17 protein-coding genes are annotated in these 15,950 nt (G+C 36.8%); 16 read left to right on the forward strand and 1 reads right to left on the reverse strand.

The window, feature by feature from the left end; translation table 11 throughout:
• Positions 1-7: 7 nt before the first annotated feature.
• From udk to MNO09_RS07910, 4 genes are all read left to right on the forward strand, one after another.
• On the forward strand, positions 8-646 hold the full coding sequence (gene udk, locus MNO09_RS07895; protein ID WP_000537083.1) for a uridine kinase: 639 nt from the start codon (positions 8-10) through the stop codon (positions 644-646).
• A gap of 279 nt (positions 647-925) precedes the next feature.
• Entirely contained in the window at positions 926-1,402 is a 477-nt protein-coding gene (greA, locus tag MNO09_RS07900; RefSeq protein ID WP_000179964.1) for a transcription elongation factor GreA, read from the forward strand.
• Between the two features lie 91 nt (positions 1,403-1,493).
• Positions 1,494-3,248: a peptidoglycan D,D-transpeptidase FtsI family protein gene (locus MNO09_RS07905; protein ID WP_088107374.1), complete on the forward strand. Its 1,755-nt coding sequence runs from the start codon at positions 1,494-1,496 to the stop codon at positions 3,246-3,248.
• A 116-nt stretch (positions 3,249-3,364) separates the two neighbouring features.
• Complete coding sequence (locus tag MNO09_RS07910) at positions 3,365-4,015, forward strand: YrrS family protein (RefSeq protein ID WP_000897090.1); 651 nt, start codon at positions 3,365-3,367, stop codon at positions 4,013-4,015.
• Between the two features lie 35 nt (positions 4,016-4,050).
• Here MNO09_RS07910 and MNO09_RS07915 read toward each other — a convergent pair whose 3' ends face one another.
• Entirely contained in the window at positions 4,051-4,266 is a 216-nt protein-coding gene (locus MNO09_RS07915) for a YrzA family protein (protein WP_000010984.1), read from the reverse strand.
• Between the two features lie 136 nt (positions 4,267-4,402).
• On the opposite strand from MNO09_RS07915, the gene MNO09_RS07920 reads away from it, so the two are divergent.
• The 12 genes from MNO09_RS07920 to MNO09_RS07975 all read left to right on the forward strand — a co-directional run bounded on the left by MNO09_RS07920 (position 4,403) and on the right by MNO09_RS07975 (position 15,902).
• The gene (locus MNO09_RS07920; protein ID WP_088082370.1) at positions 4,403-5,041 is read left to right on the forward strand and encodes a class I SAM-dependent DNA methyltransferase; all 639 of its coding nucleotides are present in this window, start codon (positions 4,403-4,405) and stop codon (positions 5,039-5,041) included.
• Positions 5,042-5,055: 14 nt separating this feature from the next.
• Positions 5,056-5,751, forward strand: a complete 696-nt coding sequence (gene mtnN, locus MNO09_RS07925; RefSeq protein WP_241950109.1) for a 5'-methylthioadenosine/S-adenosylhomocysteine nucleosidase — start codon at positions 5,056-5,058, stop codon at positions 5,749-5,751.
• Between the two features lie 82 nt (positions 5,752-5,833).
• Positions 5,834-6,757 (forward strand): O-acetylserine dependent cystathionine beta-synthase, encoded by a 924-nt coding sequence (locus MNO09_RS07930; protein WP_088107373.1) that lies wholly within the window; start codon positions 5,834-5,836, stop codon positions 6,755-6,757.
• Between the two features lie 3 nt (positions 6,758-6,760).
• Positions 6,761-7,894, forward strand: a complete 1,134-nt coding sequence (locus tag MNO09_RS07935) for a bifunctional cystathionine gamma-lyase/homocysteine desulfhydrase (protein WP_088107372.1) — start codon at positions 6,761-6,763, stop codon at positions 7,892-7,894.
• A gap of 260 nt (positions 7,895-8,154) precedes the next feature.
• A complete protein-coding gene (gene adhE / locus MNO09_RS07940) occupies positions 8,155-10,758 on the forward strand; it encodes a bifunctional acetaldehyde-CoA/alcohol dehydrogenase (protein WP_064474732.1) in 2,604 nt (867 codons plus the stop codon).
• A gap of 126 nt (positions 10,759-10,884) precedes the next feature.
• A complete protein-coding gene (locus MNO09_RS07945; protein ID WP_000661459.1) occupies positions 10,885-11,112 on the forward strand; it encodes a YrhC family protein in 228 nt (75 codons plus the stop codon).
• Between the two features lie 155 nt (positions 11,113-11,267).
• On the forward strand, positions 11,268-12,215 hold the full coding sequence (locus MNO09_RS07950) for an ABC transporter substrate-binding protein (RefSeq protein WP_000748444.1): 948 nt from the start codon (positions 11,268-11,270) through the stop codon (positions 12,213-12,215).
• A gap of 5 nt (positions 12,216-12,220) precedes the next feature.
• Entirely contained in the window at positions 12,221-13,249 is a 1,029-nt protein-coding gene (locus MNO09_RS07955) for a FecCD family ABC transporter permease (protein WP_002096299.1), read from the forward strand.
• Complete coding sequence (gene fpuC / locus MNO09_RS07960) at positions 13,236-14,054, forward strand: petrobactin ABC transporter ATP-binding protein FpuC (protein WP_061672377.1); 819 nt, start codon at positions 13,236-13,238, stop codon at positions 14,052-14,054. The genes MNO09_RS07955 and fpuC overlap by 14 nt, the downstream gene beginning before the upstream one ends.
• On the forward strand, positions 14,021-14,416 hold the full coding sequence (locus MNO09_RS07965) for an ankyrin repeat domain-containing protein (RefSeq protein ID WP_001258431.1): 396 nt from the start codon (positions 14,021-14,023) through the stop codon (positions 14,414-14,416). The genes fpuC and MNO09_RS07965 overlap by 34 nt, the downstream gene beginning before the upstream one ends.
• A gap of 392 nt (positions 14,417-14,808) precedes the next feature.
• A complete protein-coding gene (locus MNO09_RS07970) occupies positions 14,809-15,387 on the forward strand; it encodes a GNAT family N-acetyltransferase (protein ID WP_098098261.1) in 579 nt (192 codons plus the stop codon).
• 56 nt (positions 15,388-15,443) lie between these two features.
• Positions 15,444-15,902: a GNAT family N-acetyltransferase gene (locus MNO09_RS07975; RefSeq protein WP_000276113.1), complete on the forward strand. Its 459-nt coding sequence runs from the start codon at positions 15,444-15,446 to the stop codon at positions 15,900-15,902.
• Positions 15,903-15,950: the final 48 nt, after the last annotated feature.

Below are 15,950 nucleotides of genomic sequence, written 5' to 3' on the forward strand. Positions count from 1 at the left end.
TAGTCGAATGGGGACGAATAAGCCTGTTGTAATTGGAATTGCTGGTGGTTCGGGATCAGGTAAAACGAGTGTAACGAAAGCGATTTTTGACCATTTTAAAGGTCATTCTATTTTAATCTTAGAGCAAGATTATTATTACAAAGATCAAAGCCATTTACCAATGGAAGAGCGTTTAAAAACAAATTATGATCATCCGCTTGCGTTTGATAATGATCTGTTAATTGAACATTTGCAGCAGTTGCTTGCATATGAGCAAATTGATAAGCCTGTATATGACTATACATTGCATACGCGTTCAGAAGAAGTTATTCCAGTTGAGCCGAAAGATGTAATCATTTTAGAAGGAATTCTTATTTTAGAAGACCCACGTCTTTGTGAGTTAATGGACATTAAGCTATTCGTTGATACAGATGCAGATCTTCGTATTTTACGCCGCATGCAGCGTGATATTAAAGAACGCGGTCGTACGATGGATTCAGTTGTTGATCAATACGTAAGTGTTGTGCGTCCAATGCACAATCAATTTATTGAGCCTTCTAAGAAATTTGCGGATATTATTATCCCTGAAGGTGGACAAAACCATGTTGCAATTGATATTATGGTGACAAAAATTGCAACAATTCTTGAACAAAAAGTAAATTTGTAATAGCATAGTAAAAGATATACGATAGGAAGGGATTTTTTCCCTTCCTATCGAATACAATGAAACATGCAACCTCATCTATATATAGGTGAGGGCATATTTATATCAACTTTCCATACATATCTTCTTTATATAAAGAAGAATTGGGAATACGGGGTTGTATGTGACAACTCCGCTAGTACAGGCGTGCTAGAAACCTCCGCTATACATATAAGTGGGGGAGTTTTCATATGGAACTCCTCTTTTTTTTCGGGGGATTGGTATATAAAAGGAGTGGAAAATATGGCAACAGAAAAAACATACCCTATGACGCAAGAGGGTAAGCAAAAGCTAGAGAACGAACTTGAAGATTTAAAAACGGTAAAACGTAAAGAGGTTGTAGAGCGAATTAAGATTGCACGTAGCTTCGGAGATCTTTCTGAGAACTCTGAGTACGATGCAGCAAAAGATGAGCAAGCGTTCGTAGAAGGACGTATTACACAATTAGAAAACATGATTCGTAACGCAGTTATCATCACAGATAACGGCGAAGAATCTACAGTTGTTACATTAGGTAAAACAGTAACATTTAAAGAGTTACCAGGTGGAGATGAAGAATCTTACACAATCGTAGGTAGCGCAGAAGCAGATCCATTTGAAGGAAGAATTTCTAACGATTCTCCAATTGCAAAAAGCTTATTAGGTAAGCAAATTGGTGAGAAGGTAGCAATCCAAACTCCAGGTGGAGAAATGCAAGTAGAGATTATCTCTGTAAAATAATAAAAAATCACTCGTGTAAAAGCGAGTGATTTTTTATTTGTATAAAAGATGAAACACTCCGTCCAAACTATAATAGACGAGGTGTTTTTTTATGAAAATAAAACGGAGAATTACAATTGTTTTAATTTGTTTTATATGTATTATGTTTATTTTACTTTGTCGTTTAATTCAAATACAAATTATAGATACAGAATCATTTACAGATCGTAAGATAAATTTAATTGAAAAAAGTGTTACACAACGGACGCAGTCCATTACGGTAGATGATGGGCGAGGCCATTTTATAGATCGGAACGGTAATGGAATAGGTGAGAAAAAGTATCCTGTTTTAATTGTTTTTCCATTTCTACAAATAAAAAATGACATGTTAGAGAAAATTGCGCATATCATTGGTGTGTCGAGACAAGAGATTGAAAGTCAAATGAAAGACAAGAAAAGTGCATTTATCATGCAAAGGGGAAATGGTCCATTTCGCTTGGCACGAGAGCAGATGGAGAAGGTAAATCAATTAAATGTATTAGGTATTGTAGCAGCTGAAGTTCGTTTACGGCAAACTGGCGCGATGAATCATTTAATTGGCGATGTGGGGGAGAATGAACGAGAATTTCAAAAACGATACGGAGAAGTAAGAAAAATTTCAAGGCAAACGCCAATTGGCATTTCAGGATTGCAGCAATCATTTGATGAATTTCTTTTGACCGATGGAGAGGCAAAAGTATTGTATCAAGTGGACCGACAAGGAGAACCGATTTTTGGAAAACAAGCGAAATATACTGCGCCTGGCAATCCGTTTTATCCAGTGACGATTCAAACTACTTTACATAATGGGATACAGCAAAAAGTAGAAGAAGTGGTTGAAGCAAGCGGAATAAAGAAGGGGGGATTAGTATTACTTGATGTAAAGAAAAATGAAATTTTAGCGATGGTCAGTAAACCATCTGTACAGGTGAAGGATAAGCGTTTATATACAACTACACTTGAAAATCAAATGTTAACACCACATTTTCCCGGTTCTGTTTTTAAAACAATAGTTGCAGCGGCAGTGATTGATCAAAATGAAAATGTGTTTAATCGTATATTTAATTGTAATCAAGATTTATATGGTGAAGAACACCCACAAGTTATGATGGGTACACTTAGTTTTAAAGAGAGCTTTGCTAGAAGCTGTAACAGGACATTTTCAGAGTTAGGTAATGAGCTAATACAAAAGGATAAGATGGTATTAGAAACTTACGTAGCAGCTTTAGGAGGCGCTGGTAAGGTTGGATGGAAAGGTTCTGTATTTCATACAACTCATTTTGAGCAAATGCCAGAGGAGAAGAGTGTTACGATTTGGGAAAGTGAAGGAAATAAGAATAATAAAAAGGCGGTAGCGCAAACAGCAATTGGACAGAAAGATGTCCGCATGTCACCTCTAGCGATTGCAAATATAATGGCGACGATTGCTAGGGATGGAGAAAAGATGGAAGTGAAAGCTGTTGAAAAGATAATGTATAAAAATGGAACGGACTTTTATACATTTGAAGACCATACAATAGGCGGGAAACAGCTTTCGTATGAAACAGTGAAAACATTACAAGAGTTATTAAGGGGCGTTGTAACAACGGAGAAAGGAACAGGAGCAGCATTCAGGTCGTTACCACTAAGTGTCGCCGGAAAATCTGGGACAGCGCAAACAGGAAAAGGGACGAAAGTGAATCGTTGGTTTGCAGGTTATTTTCCATATGAAAATCCAAGATATGCTTTAGTTGTCGTGGATATAGAAACGAATAGTAATGTAAATGAAGTTACACCTATTTTCAAAGCTATCGTAGAATCAATCTATCGATTAGAGAATGAAAAGTAATCTTGCAATTCATATTGAAATGTTTTCATTTCGTGAAAATATTATTGTAAATGTTCAACCTTTCTAGATTTAATGTTACAATAGCAAGTATGAAAAACTGCATGGAGGTTTGAAGAATGGCAGGAGGATCTAGATTCCAACAGAAACAACAAAAACGTCGTCAAAACGGTGTTTTAAATATTGCAATTGCAATTGTATTAATATTAGTAGCTATTGTATCATATCAATTGTTTGTTCCTGAAAGAAAAGAGCAAGCGTCTTCTAGTGATAAAAAAGTAGCTCAGCAAACAACGAAAGAGAATAAAGCTGAGAAAGCTAAAGGCAAAGAAGAGACGAAGAAGAACGAGCAAGATAAGACAGAGGCTAAGAAGCAGGAAGAAGAAGAGAAGCAAAAGGCTGAGGAAGAACAGAAAAAAGCTGAAGAAGAAGCGAAAGCTAACGAGAAAGCACCAGCTGAAAAAACACAGTCACAGGCAACAGATGCTTATACGAAATCTTCTTGGAAGCCAGTAGGTACAGAGCAAGGTGCAACACCTGCGATGACGTTTAAAAAAGGTACAGCAGATTGGAATGAGATGAATCAAGCGATTTCAGCTGCAATTGACGTTCCAGTAAATCAATTAGTTATCCATAGAATTGGAAATAACGGTAAGAATAAAGCTTACGGTAACGTACAAGATAAACAATCAGGTAAAAAATATTATGTGAATATTGATTGGGTAGAAAATGAGGGCTGGAAACCAGTACTTGTTCAAACTCTAAACTAAAAAAGAGAAGCTCCTTAGGAGCTTCTCTTTTTTAGTTAGCGTAATTTCTTTAATTTAAAATGAACAACCGCGCTATAATATGGTCTTTTGCTTTCGGGATCCATAACCATTTGATGCGAGATGTGATGAACTTCAAGCATAAGTGCTTTATTATTATCGATTTGTTCGCTAATTTTTCGTTCCAAAGAAGCTAAGTCTCCTGCTTCGAAAAACTCTACTTTATCTTCTAACATTTCAAAGGTAAATGACACGAAGACGACCCCTCTCCTATGTAATCAACTATAGTGTAACAAAGAAAAGAATGAAATACCATGTACATTTCAATTGACATTTTTAGCAAGAGGGCATATCATACTGATAAAACCGATAAGAAAAAGGGGAATTTTTATGGGGACAGAATTTAATGGTTTATTTGATGAGTGGGCTCATACGTACGACTCATTCGTACAAGGCGAAGATATACAATATAAAGAAGTTTTCGCTCGTTATGAGGATATTCTAGAGGATGTAGTTAACAAGTCATTTGGTAATGTATTAGAATTTGGTGTTGGTACTGGAAATTTAACAAATAAATTATTACTTGCTGGCCACACAGTTTACGGTATAGAACCGTCACGTGAAATGCGCATGATTGCAAAAGAGAAATTGCCGCAAGAGTTTTCGATTACAGAAGGTGATTTTCTTTCGTTTGAAGTTCCAAATTCAATTGATACCATTGTAAGCACCTATGCATTTCATCATTTAACAGATGATGAAAAAAATGTAGCGATTGCGAACTATAGTCAATTGCTAAACAAAGGTGGTAAAATAGTGTTTGCTGATACGATATTTGCAGATCAAGATGCATATGATAAAACTGTTGAAACAGCAAAACAAAGAGGTTTCCATCAGTTAGCGAACGATTTGCAAACGGAATATTATACACGTATTCCAATCATGCAGTCTATTTTTGAAAACAATGGCTTCCATGTAACGTTTACGAGATTAAATCATTTCGTTTGGGTAATGGAGGCAACTAAGCAATAGAAAGAGGGATTAGATTGAGAATTGCTGTAATTGGAGCAATGGAAGAAGAAGTACGTATTTTACGTGACAAATTAGAACAAGCAGAAACAGAAACGGTTGCGGGTTGTGAATTTACGAAAGGACAATTAGCAGGACATGAAGTAATCTTGTTAAAGTCTGGTATTGGTAAAGTAAATGCAGCGATGTCAACGACAATTTTATTAGAAAGATATAAGCCTGAAAAAGTAATTAATACTGGTTCAGCTGGTGGCTTCCATCATTCTCTAAACGTTGGAGATGTAGTTATTTCAACAGAAGTTCGTCATCATGACGTAGATGTAACAGCATTTAACTATGAGTATGGTCAAGTACCAGGAATGCCTTCTGGATTCAAGGCTGATGAAGCATTAGTTGCATTAGCTGAGAAATGTATGCAGGCAGAAGAAAATATTCAAGTTGTAAAAGGTATGATTGCAACAGGTGATTCATTTATGAGTGATCCGAACCGCGTTGCAGCAATTCGTGATAAATTTGAAGACCTTTATGCAGTAGAAATGGAAGCAGCAGCTGTTGCACAAGTATGCCACCAATATGAAGTTCCGTTTGTTATTATTCGTGCACTTTCTGATATTGCTGGTAAAGAATCAAATGTTTCATTTGATCAATTTTTAGATCAAGCAGCTCTTCATTCTACAAACTTTATCGTAAAAGTACTAGAAGAGTTAAAGTAATGTAACAAAAAGGCAACTGTCTCATATAAAGAAAATACATACAGTTGCCTTTTCTTTATTGGCAAATAAGGGGGAGAACACGATGAATGTATATCGTGGAGTTCATGAGTTGATTGGTCATACGCCAGTTGTAGAAATTACTCGTTTTTCACTTCCAGAAGGGGTCCGTTTATTTGCAAAGCTTGAATTTTATAACCCAGGTGGAAGCGTTAAGGACCGTTTAGGAAGAGAATTAATCGAAGATGCGCTAGAAAAAGGGCTTGTTACCCAGGGTGGAACAATTATTGAACCGACCGCTGGAAATACTGGTATTGGACTGGCACTTGCAGCGTTACAACATGATTTACGCGTTATTGTTTGTGTACCAGAGAAATTTAGTATTGAAAAACAAGAATTAATGAAAGCGCTAGGCGCAACGGTCGTGCATACACCAACTGAGCAAGGAATGACCGGTGCAATTGCAAAAGCAAAAGAATTAGTAAATGAAATACCGAATTCATACTCTCCAAGTCAGTTTGCGAATGAAGCAAACCCGCGTGCTTATTTCAAAACACTAGGTCCTGAACTTTGGGATGCACTGAACGGAGAGATTAACATATTTGTTGCAGGAGCAGGAACTGGTGGTACATTCATGGGGACTGCATCTTATTTGAAAGAAAAAAATGTAGATATAAAAACGGTTATTGTGGAACCAGAAGGATCCATTTTAAATGGTGGTAAAGCTGGTTCGCATGAAACAGAAGGGATCGGCCTTGAATTCATCCCGCCATTTTTGAAAACATCTTATTTTGATGAAATTCATACAATTTCTGATCGAAATGCATTTTTACGAGTAAAGGAATTAGCGCGAAAAGAAGGACTGCTTGTTGGGAGCTCTTCAGGAGCGGCATTTCATGCAAGTTTACTTGAAGCAGAGCAAGCGGCGCCAGGTACAAATATTGTAACGATTTTTCCTGATAGTAGTGAGCGTTATTTAAGTAAAGACATATACAAAGGATGGGAATAAAAAATGAGAGCAAAGACAAAGTTAATTCATGGTATTCGCATAGGAGAACCTTCAACTGGATCTGTAAATGTACCGATTTATCAAACAAGTACGTACAAACAAGAAGCAGTTGGTAAGCATCAAGGATATGAATATTCACGTACAGGCAACCCAACACGTGCAGCTTTAGAAGAAATGATTGCAGTATTAGAAAACGGTCATGCTGGTTTTGCATTTGGTTCAGGAATGGCAGCTATTACAGCTACAATTATGTTGTTCTCAAAAGGTGACCACGTTATTTTAACAGATGATGTGTATGGTGGAACGTACCGCGTTATCACGAAAGTATTAAATCGCTTCGGTATTGAGCATACCTTTGTAGATACAACCAACTTAGAGGAAGTTGTAGAAGCAATTCGTCCAAACACGAAAGCGATTTATGTGGAAACACCAACGAACCCATTATTGAAAATTACTGATATTAAGAAAATATCTACTCTTGCTAAAGAGAAAGATTTATTAACAATTATCGATAACACATTCATGACGCCATATTGGCAGTCGCCGATTACTTTAGGAGCAGACATTGTACTTCATAGTGCAACGAAATATTTAGGAGGTCATAGTGACGTAGTTGCAGGCCTAGTAGTTGTGAATAGACCGCAATTAGCAGAAGACCTTCACTTTGTACAAAACTCAACAGGAGGCATTCTTGGCCCACAAGATAGCTTCTTACTACTTCGTGGCTTAAAAACATTAGGAATTCGAATGGAAGAGCATGAAACGAATTCACGCGCAATTGCCGAGTTTTTAAATAATCATCCAAAAGTAAATAAAGTATATTACCCAGGTCTTGAGTCACATCAAAACCATGAACTTGCAACAGAACAAGCAAATGGATTTGGTGCTATTATCTCATTTGATGTAGATAGCGAAGAAACATTAAATAAAGTACTTGAGAAATTACAATACTTTACACTTGCTGAAAGTTTAGGGGCAGTAGAAAGTTTAATTTCTATCCCATCTCAAATGACACATGCATCAATCCCAGCAGATCGCCGCAAAGAATTAGGAATTACAGATACATTAATTCGTATTTCTGTCGGTATTGAAGACGGTGAAGATTTAATTGAAGATCTAGCACAAGCGTTAGCATAATAAAAATGCACTGCTAATATAAGGCAGTGCATTTTTATCACATCATTTTGTGAAATATTTCACAAAAAAGACATACACAAATGAAATTATTTCATGTATATTAAGTTCATGAAATGTTACTCACGAACAATCTTGTGAAATGTTTCACAAACAATGAGGTTCATGTAGGAAAGCAACTCTATTTTTTTTACGCTAATCGGGACTTATTATGACCTATAGGGTCTCATTTAGTCCACGATAGCAGAATAGGAGGAATTTACATGGTAGTCAAAGAGAAAGTTGTAAATGAAATGCAGGAAGTAAAAGAGATGATTGATACGTTAGTGAATAACGGTCGAAAGGCTTTACAAGCATTAGAAGGTTTTACACAAGAGCAAATTGACAACATTGTTCACGAAATGGCATTAGCAGGTGTGGATCAACATATGCCGCTTGCGAAGTTGGCTGTTGAAGAAACGGGTCGTGGTGTATATGAAGATAAATGTATTAAAAATATTTTTGCTACTGAATATATTTGGCATAGCATAAAAAAAGATAAAACAGTAGGGATTATTCACGAAGATCCTCATGAAGAAATAATAGAAATTGCAGAACCTGTCGGTGTAGTAGCTGGGGTAACGCCAGTAACGAATCCAACGTCGACAACAATGTTTAAAGCATTAATCGCGATAAAAACGAGAAATCCAATTATTTTCGCATTTCATCCTTCAGCACAAAACTGTTCCATTGCAGCGGCGAAAACAGTATATGATGCAGCGGTGAAGGCGGGGGCACCAAAACATTGTATTCAGTGGATTGAAAAACCTTCTGTCGAAGCAACAAAACAATTAATGAACCATGAAGGTGTTGCGCTTGTTTTGGCAACTGGAGGAGCAGGTATGGTGAAATCAGCTTATTCTACTGGAAAACCAGCGCTAGGTGTAGGTCCTGGTAATGTACCATGCTATATAGAGAAATCAGCGCATATAAAACGAGCTGTTAATGATTTAATTTTATCAAAAACATTTGATAACGGTATGATTTGTGCATCAGAACAAGCAATCATTATAGACAAGGAAATTTATGATGATGTGAAAACAGAAATGATTGCAAACAATTGTTACTTTGTAGCAGAAGAAGAGAGAAGAAAATTAGAAAAGCTAGTTATTAATGAAAATACATGTGCAGTAAATAGTGATATTGTAGGGAAATCAGCGCAGTACATTGCCGCATTAGTTGGAATTACTGTGCCTGAAAATACAAAAATGCTTGTAGCTGAAATACAAGGTATCGGAGCAGCATATCCACTATCTCGTGAGAAACTGAGTCCAGTATTAGCGTGTGTAAAAGCAAATTCATTAGAAGAAGGATTTACATATTGCGAAGAAATGTTAAACCTTGGTGGTTTAGGACATTCAGCAGTCATTCATTCTACAAATAAAGAAGTACAAAAACAATTTGGATTACGTATGAAAGCTTGCCGTCTTATTGTAAACGCCCCTTCATCACAAGGTGGAATCGGTGACATATATAATGGATTTATTCCATCACTTACGCTTGGTTGCGGCTCGTATGGGAAAAACTCAGTTTCTCAAAACGTAACAGCGACGCATTTATTAAATATAAAAAGGTTGGCAAATAGAAAAAAGAATATGCAGTGGTTCAAATTACCACCAAAAATTTATTTTGAAAAACATGCGACAGCATATTTAGCAAATATGCCTAACATTTCACGTGCATTTATTGTAACGGATCCAGGAATGGTTGAGCACGGATATGTAGATACGGTTACGCATTATTTACGTAAACATGCAAATGATGTAAAAGTCGAAGTTTTCTTTGAGGTCGAGCCAGATCCATCAGATGAAACTGTGTTTAAAGGTGCGGAAATGATGAGAAGTTTTAAGCCAGATGTAATTATCGCACTTGGTGGTGGTTCAGCTATGGATGCAGCGAAAGGGATGTGGCTTTTCTATGAGCACCCAGAAACAACATTCTATGGAATTAAACAGAAGTTTTTAGATATAAGAAAACGTACATGTAAATATCCGGAATTAGGAAGTAAGGCGCAGTTTGTTGCCATTCCAACAACATCAGGAACAGGATCAGAAGTGACACCATTTGCGGTTATTACAGATAAGAAAAATAATATAAAGTATCCGCTCGCGGATTATGAATTAACACCAGATGTAGCAATTGTTGATCCACAGTTTGTAATGACAGTACCACCACATGTAACAGCAGACACTGGGATGGACGTATTAACGCATGCAATCGAGGCGTATGTGTCTGTTCTAGCAAATGACTATACAGATGGATTAGCATTAAAGGCCATTGATCTCGTATTTAAATATTTACCAAGAGCATTTAAAGATGGAAATGACGAAGAAGCGCGAGAAAAAATGCATAACGCTTCTGCAATCGCTGGGATGGCATTTGCAAATGCTTTCTTAGGTATTAATCACAGCTTAGCACATAAAATTGGACCGGAATTTCATATTCCGCATGGGCGTGCCAATGCAATTCTTATGCCGCACGTAGTTCGCTATAATGCTATTAAGCCAAGAAAACACGCGTTGTTCCCAAAATATGAGCACTTTGTAGCTGATGAACGCTATGCACATATTGCGAGAATGCTCGGGCTTCCAGCAGGCTCGACAGCAGAAGGTGTGGAATCACTCGTCCAAGCAATTATTGAGCTTGGAAAAAGCTTAAATATAAATATGAGTATTGCAGGACAAGGAGTTGCTAAAGACCAATTTGAAGAGGTTGTTGGATTATTAGCAGAAAGAGCTTTTGAAGATCAATGTACAACAGCTAATCCAAAATTACCTCTCATTTCAGAGTTGAAAGAAATTTATATGGAAGCATATAAAGGGGAGTAATGGTTATGAAAGAGTCGCAATAAAGCGGCTCTTTTTCATTTGGAAAACATCTCCCAGAATGGCTGTATTTACTGGTCTTTAAGTTTAATAGAATATGATACAGTGAAATAGAGGAGTGAGAATTTAATGAAAGAATTACAAGGAAAAATAGAAGATTATACTCGGTTCGGACAAATCCTTCTCGCTGTAAGTACATTGTTAATGGTTGGCTTATTGATTCCGAATGGAGCAAAAGAAACAATACAATCTTTTGTTATGATGGGGAGCACCATTATATTTTTAAGTTTATCATTCTTTTTCTTTCAGCGTGTGAAAGTGATGCGAGATCAGTTAGAGGGAAATGAATGTGAGTAATATTATGAAATAGAGCACTACGAAAAGAACGAATCTTTTTGTAGTGCTTTTTGTTTTTGAAAAAAATGTATGCGGTTTATATTGACAATGATAATCCTTATCAATTAAAGTAGAATAGTAGTTAATGATTATCATTATCAGTTAGAGGTGAAAGAATGAAAAAATCTATTACGCTATTCACAGCGATTTTATCTATTTTTTTCTTGTTAATAGGTTGCAATGCAAAGGGAGACGAAAAAGCATCTGCAACAAAAACAGAAAAAGGAAAAGAGAAAATCGAAGTTACCGACCTGTCAGGAAGAAAGGTAACATTCGATAAAGTGCCAGAGAGTTTTGCAACATTAAGTATGGGAGACATGAATATTATTCATGCTTTAGGCGGAAAAATAGTAGGTCGTCCGGATGCAAAAATAACTCTTCCAGAGGATTTAAAGAAAGTACAAGTAATCGGGAATGCACATCAACCGAATTTTGAGCAAATTGCTAGTTTAAAACCGGATGTACTTATTGCTAACAATGGGTTTCAAAAGAATGTTCCAACGGTTGAAGGACAAGGAACGAAAGTAATGATTTCTTCTGCGAATTCTGTACAAGATATTCAAAAGAATATTGAACTATATGGAACGATAATGAAGAAAGAAGATAAAGCAAAAGAACTTAATCAAAAAATTAATGATCAAATGAAGACATATGAGAAAAAGAGTGATGTGAAAGCACTGTTAGTATACGGAGCACCAGGTACTTATTTAGCAGCATTACCAACATCTTTATCAGGCGATATTTTAGAAAAAACAGGCGGGAAAAATATTGCAGCTGATTTTCCGGAAATGAAGGAATATCCGCAATATGCGCAGCTAAGTGTAGAACGTATTATTGAGGCAAATCCAGATGTGATTTATTTAATTACACATGGAGATCCAAATAGCGTTAAAAAAGCATTTGAAGGCGAAATGATGAAAAATGCAGCGTGGAAAAATTTAGATGCAGTAAAACAAAATCGTGTAGTTATTTTGCCACCAGACTTATTTGGATCAAATCCTGGAACAAAAGTTACAGAAGCAATGGACTTTATGTATAAAAGTATACAAGATGTAAGGAAATGATACGTATGGAAAGTAGTGAAGTAGTAAGGGAAAGGGAACATCCTTTTGCGAAAAAAAGGTGGATCATAGCAGTTACTTTAGTTGTATTAGCGATTTTAGGTCTTTTTTACGGTCTTTTCGCAGGAAGCCTATCCTTTTCTTTACGAGATATTCTAACAGGGATACAAGATGAAGGTTCGACGGTTCATCGAATTGTATGGGACCTTCGTATACCGAGAGTGCTCGTTGGATTTATAGTAGGAACATGTTTAGCAGCATCTGGTGCACTGCTGCAAGGGGTTATGAGAAATCCTCTTGCAGACCCTGGTATTATCGGGGTTTCATCTGGAGCAGGCCTTGTAGCAATTGTAATTATGATTTTATTCCCTCAGCATATGGCATTTTTACCGCTCGGGGCGTTTATAGGAGCTTTCATAACGGCGATGGTCATTTATGCTTTATCATGGCAAAAAGGGGCGCCGCCTTCAAGGATTGTCTTAGTAGGTGTATCAATCAATGCATTAATTGGTGCAGCGACGTCAGCGTTAATGTTATTACATAGTGACAAAGTACAATCGGTGTTACCTTGGTTAGCAGGTGGCATTGGTGGTGTAAGTTGGGCACATTTAAACATGATTATTTATTATGCAATATTCGCTATTATATTAGCCTTCTTTGGTATAAAGCATATTCGAGTATTAATGCTTGGAGATGAAATGGCGAAATTATTAGGTCATAACGTGGAGAGAAGCCGGTTTTATTTAATAGTAGTAAGTACACTATTAGCTGGAATTGCAGTTAGTGTTTCTGGTCTTATTGGATTTGTCGGTCTTGTTGTACCACATATGTTACGTTTATTAGTTGGAAATGACTATAAATATTTACTGCCATTATCATGCCTTGGCGGAGGGATATTACTTGTTTTCGCGGATGCGATAGCTCGAAGTTGGTTCGATCCAATTGAATTGCCTGTTGGTATTTTATTATCCTTCTTAGGCGGTCCGTTCTTCTTATATTTAATTCATAGAGGAGGAAGACAACGTGATTTCCGTTAATAAAGTGTTTTACGCACATTCTGAAAGATTTCAAATGCAAAATATGAATGTACATATTAAAGCTGGAGAGGTCGTTAGTTTAATTGGACCGAATGGATCAGGGAAATCTACTTTGCTTCGTTTAATGGCAAGACTACTTAAACAAAGCGAAGGGGATATCATTTTAGATGGAAAAAGTATTCATACGATGAAAAGTACCGATGTAGCGAAGCAATTAGCGATGTTACCACAAATGCATGATCATCAATTAGATTTAACAGTGAAAGAATTAATCGAATTTGGAAGGGGACCTCATAAATCATGGAGAGGTGGCTTAAATAAAGACGATGAAGAAATTGTTGATTGGGCATTGTCTGTTACAAATCTTGAAGGGTATGAATATCGTCTTTTACAATCTTTATCAGGAGGAGAAAGACAACGTGCCTGGATTGCAATGACGCTAGCACAACGTACAAATGTCTTATTATTAGATGAGCCAACAACCTTTTTAGATATCGTTCATCAGTTGGAAGTAATGGAACTTGTGAAACGATTAAACGAGGAGTTTGGCATGACAATTGTAATGGTTTTACATGATATTAACCAAGCGGCTCAATATAGTGATCGTTTACTCGTATTAAAGCGAGGGCAGCTTCAGTATGACGGTATACCAGAAGAAGTGTTATGTCATGAAATGTTTCAACGTGTGTTCGGCATAGAGGTAGATATTTTTCAAGGAAGTGACAAGCCATTTTTCACACCAAAACGAATTTCTAAAAAAGGAGGAGCAAGATGCGAACAGAAGAATGTATTACCACTGAGTTAGTAAGAGAATTTGTTATGGCAGCTCACGGAGATTTAGAAAAAGTACAAGAACTGTTGGCTGAATCGCCAAGCTTACTTCATGCCTCTTACAATTGGGGCGGATCAGATTGGGAAAGTGCGTTAGGAGCAGCGGCACATGTAGGTCGTAAAGATATTGCTCTCTATTTACTAGAAAAGGGTGCTCGAATGGACATTTTCGCGGCCGCGATGCTTGGAGAATTAGAAGTTGTACAAGCTATTTTAGTAGCACAACCAGAAGCATTGCGTGCATCGGGTCCACATGGTATTTCCCTTCTTCAACATGCACGAATGGGTGGAGAAAAAGCACAGCGTGTATTTGAGTACTTAACGGTGCTCTCTTAATGACCGCAAAGGTTCTTATGTGCGGTAAACTTTTCACTTTCATATAATTGAAAAGTTTACCGCCCGTTAGAACGGGATAAGTATCTAGTATATTTGAAAATCCTACACCCCCCTCAATTGTAGTTTTCTTTATGCTAGTTATGATATGGATGCAGTAGACAATATTTGTCTACTGTCTTTTTTTAATTCTTTAGAGATTGAATATTCTGTATTTAGTCATTAGTTCATTTATCCCACTATTTGTGGGCAGTAAGACTCCCACCTCAAAATTCAGCTAGGGAAAAGAAGTTAGGCGGGAGGTTCACTGTCCGTAAATATTCGATTGGTGAAGGCTAATAATGAGTGAGGATGAACAAAACCGCCCCACTGATTAAAGTTTCACTTTATAATGGATAGTAACAATTCATATACATACAAAACATGGTCGTGTAGTTAAGTACAAATTCGAGGGAAGGAGTGCAGAGATGTTTCATACAGATCGTTTACAAATTCGCAAATATACAATGGATGATTTGCAGTTCTATGCTTCGCTATGGGGAAATGAGAAGGTAATGCGCTATATTGGAAATGGGACGTTAAAAACATATATGCAATGTAAAAAAAGTTTGGAGGAGTGGGTGATTCCTAGCTATAAAAACGGTCTTGGTTTATTTGTATTGATTGAAAAGGAAACGGGAATACGAATTGGTCATGCAGGGTTAGTAAAGCAGCAGATAGATGGAAAAGAAGAAATTGAAATTGGTTATTGGTTATTACCTCAGTATTGGGGAAAAGGGTATGCGAAAGAAGCAGCGGCAGCATTTCGAGACTATGGTTTCCAAGCGTTACGAATGAATAAATTAATTTCTCTTATTAATCCGGATCACCCCGCCTCAATCTTTGTTGCTAGAAAAACAGGGCTTAGTTATGAGAAAACAACTTCATTTCATGGGATGGACGTTCTCGTTTATTCCATTAAACGCGTTGGATGAAAAAAGGTAAATTGCATCTTTTGAAGAATGGTATATAAAAATAAAGGGGGGATTACATGTATATTTATCATAATGGCCTTATTATTCGTGAGGGAACGAATGGTGTGCCAGCATATGCAATTAAAACCTTATTCGAAGATGCTGGTTGGAGTAATGATAATATCCCTTCTTGGCAAATTGAAAAATTCACGATAGCATTTGAAAATTCAACATGGGCATTCACAATTTGGGATGAAGAAGAGATGATTGCGATGGTTAGAGTCATTTCTGATGGAATTATGATCGCGAACATAGTAAATTTAGTTGTGAAATGTGAATATAGAGGGAAGGGATTAGGTAAGAAACTTGTCGCTCTTTGTTTGCAAAAGTTGCCACATGGAGACTGGTTTGCACATACATCTGCGAGTAATTTTGATTTTTATAGAAGTTGTGGTTTTGAGGTGAGAGAGTTATCGAGAAATGGAACATGTGCGTACTACGGGTATCAAGTTGCGAAAAGAGATGGTCATCGGTAAATGAGCGAAAAGCAAAGAAATAGTACAGTTATAAGCATTTCTAATTCT

Origin of the sequence: Bacillus sp. N5-665, from assembly GCF_022637375.2 — a bacterium.
Taxonomy (GTDB): domain Bacteria; phylum Bacillota; class Bacilli; order Bacillales; family Bacillaceae_G; genus Bacillus_A; species Bacillus_A wiedmannii.

Excerpts from the sequence above, each read along its gene's own strand:
- udk (WP_000537083.1), top strand. The coding sequence starts at position 8 with ATGGGGACGAATAAGCCTGTTGTAATTGGAATTGCTGGTGGTTCGGGA.
- greA (WP_000179964.1), top strand. The coding sequence starts at position 926 with ATGGCAACAGAAAAAACATACCCTATGACGCAAGAGGGTAAGCAAAAG.
- MNO09_RS07905 (WP_088107374.1), top strand. The coding sequence starts at position 1,494 with ATGAAAATAAAACGGAGAATTACAATTGTTTTAATTTGTTTTATATGT.
- MNO09_RS07910 (WP_000897090.1), top strand. The coding sequence starts at position 3,365 with ATGGCAGGAGGATCTAGATTCCAACAGAAACAACAAAAACGTCGTCAA.
- MNO09_RS07920 (WP_088082370.1), top strand. The coding sequence starts at position 4,403 with ATGGGGACAGAATTTAATGGTTTATTTGATGAGTGGGCTCATACGTAC.
- MNO09_RS07930 (WP_088107373.1), top strand. The coding sequence starts at position 5,834 with ATGAATGTATATCGTGGAGTTCATGAGTTGATTGGTCATACGCCAGTT.
- MNO09_RS07935 (WP_088107372.1), top strand. The coding sequence starts at position 6,761 with ATGAGAGCAAAGACAAAGTTAATTCATGGTATTCGCATAGGAGAACCT.
- adhE (WP_064474732.1), top strand. The coding sequence starts at position 8,155 with ATGGTAGTCAAAGAGAAAGTTGTAAATGAAATGCAGGAAGTAAAAGAG.
- MNO09_RS07945 (WP_000661459.1), top strand. The coding sequence starts at position 10,885 with ATGAAAGAATTACAAGGAAAAATAGAAGATTATACTCGGTTCGGACAA.
- MNO09_RS07950 (WP_000748444.1), top strand. The coding sequence starts at position 11,268 with ATGAAAAAATCTATTACGCTATTCACAGCGATTTTATCTATTTTTTTC.
- MNO09_RS07955 (WP_002096299.1), top strand. The coding sequence starts at position 12,221 with ATGGAAAGTAGTGAAGTAGTAAGGGAAAGGGAACATCCTTTTGCGAAA.
- MNO09_RS07965 (WP_001258431.1), top strand. The coding sequence starts at position 14,021 with ATGCGAACAGAAGAATGTATTACCACTGAGTTAGTAAGAGAATTTGTT.
- MNO09_RS07975 (WP_000276113.1), top strand. The coding sequence starts at position 15,444 with ATGTATATTTATCATAATGGCCTTATTATTCGTGAGGGAACGAATGGT.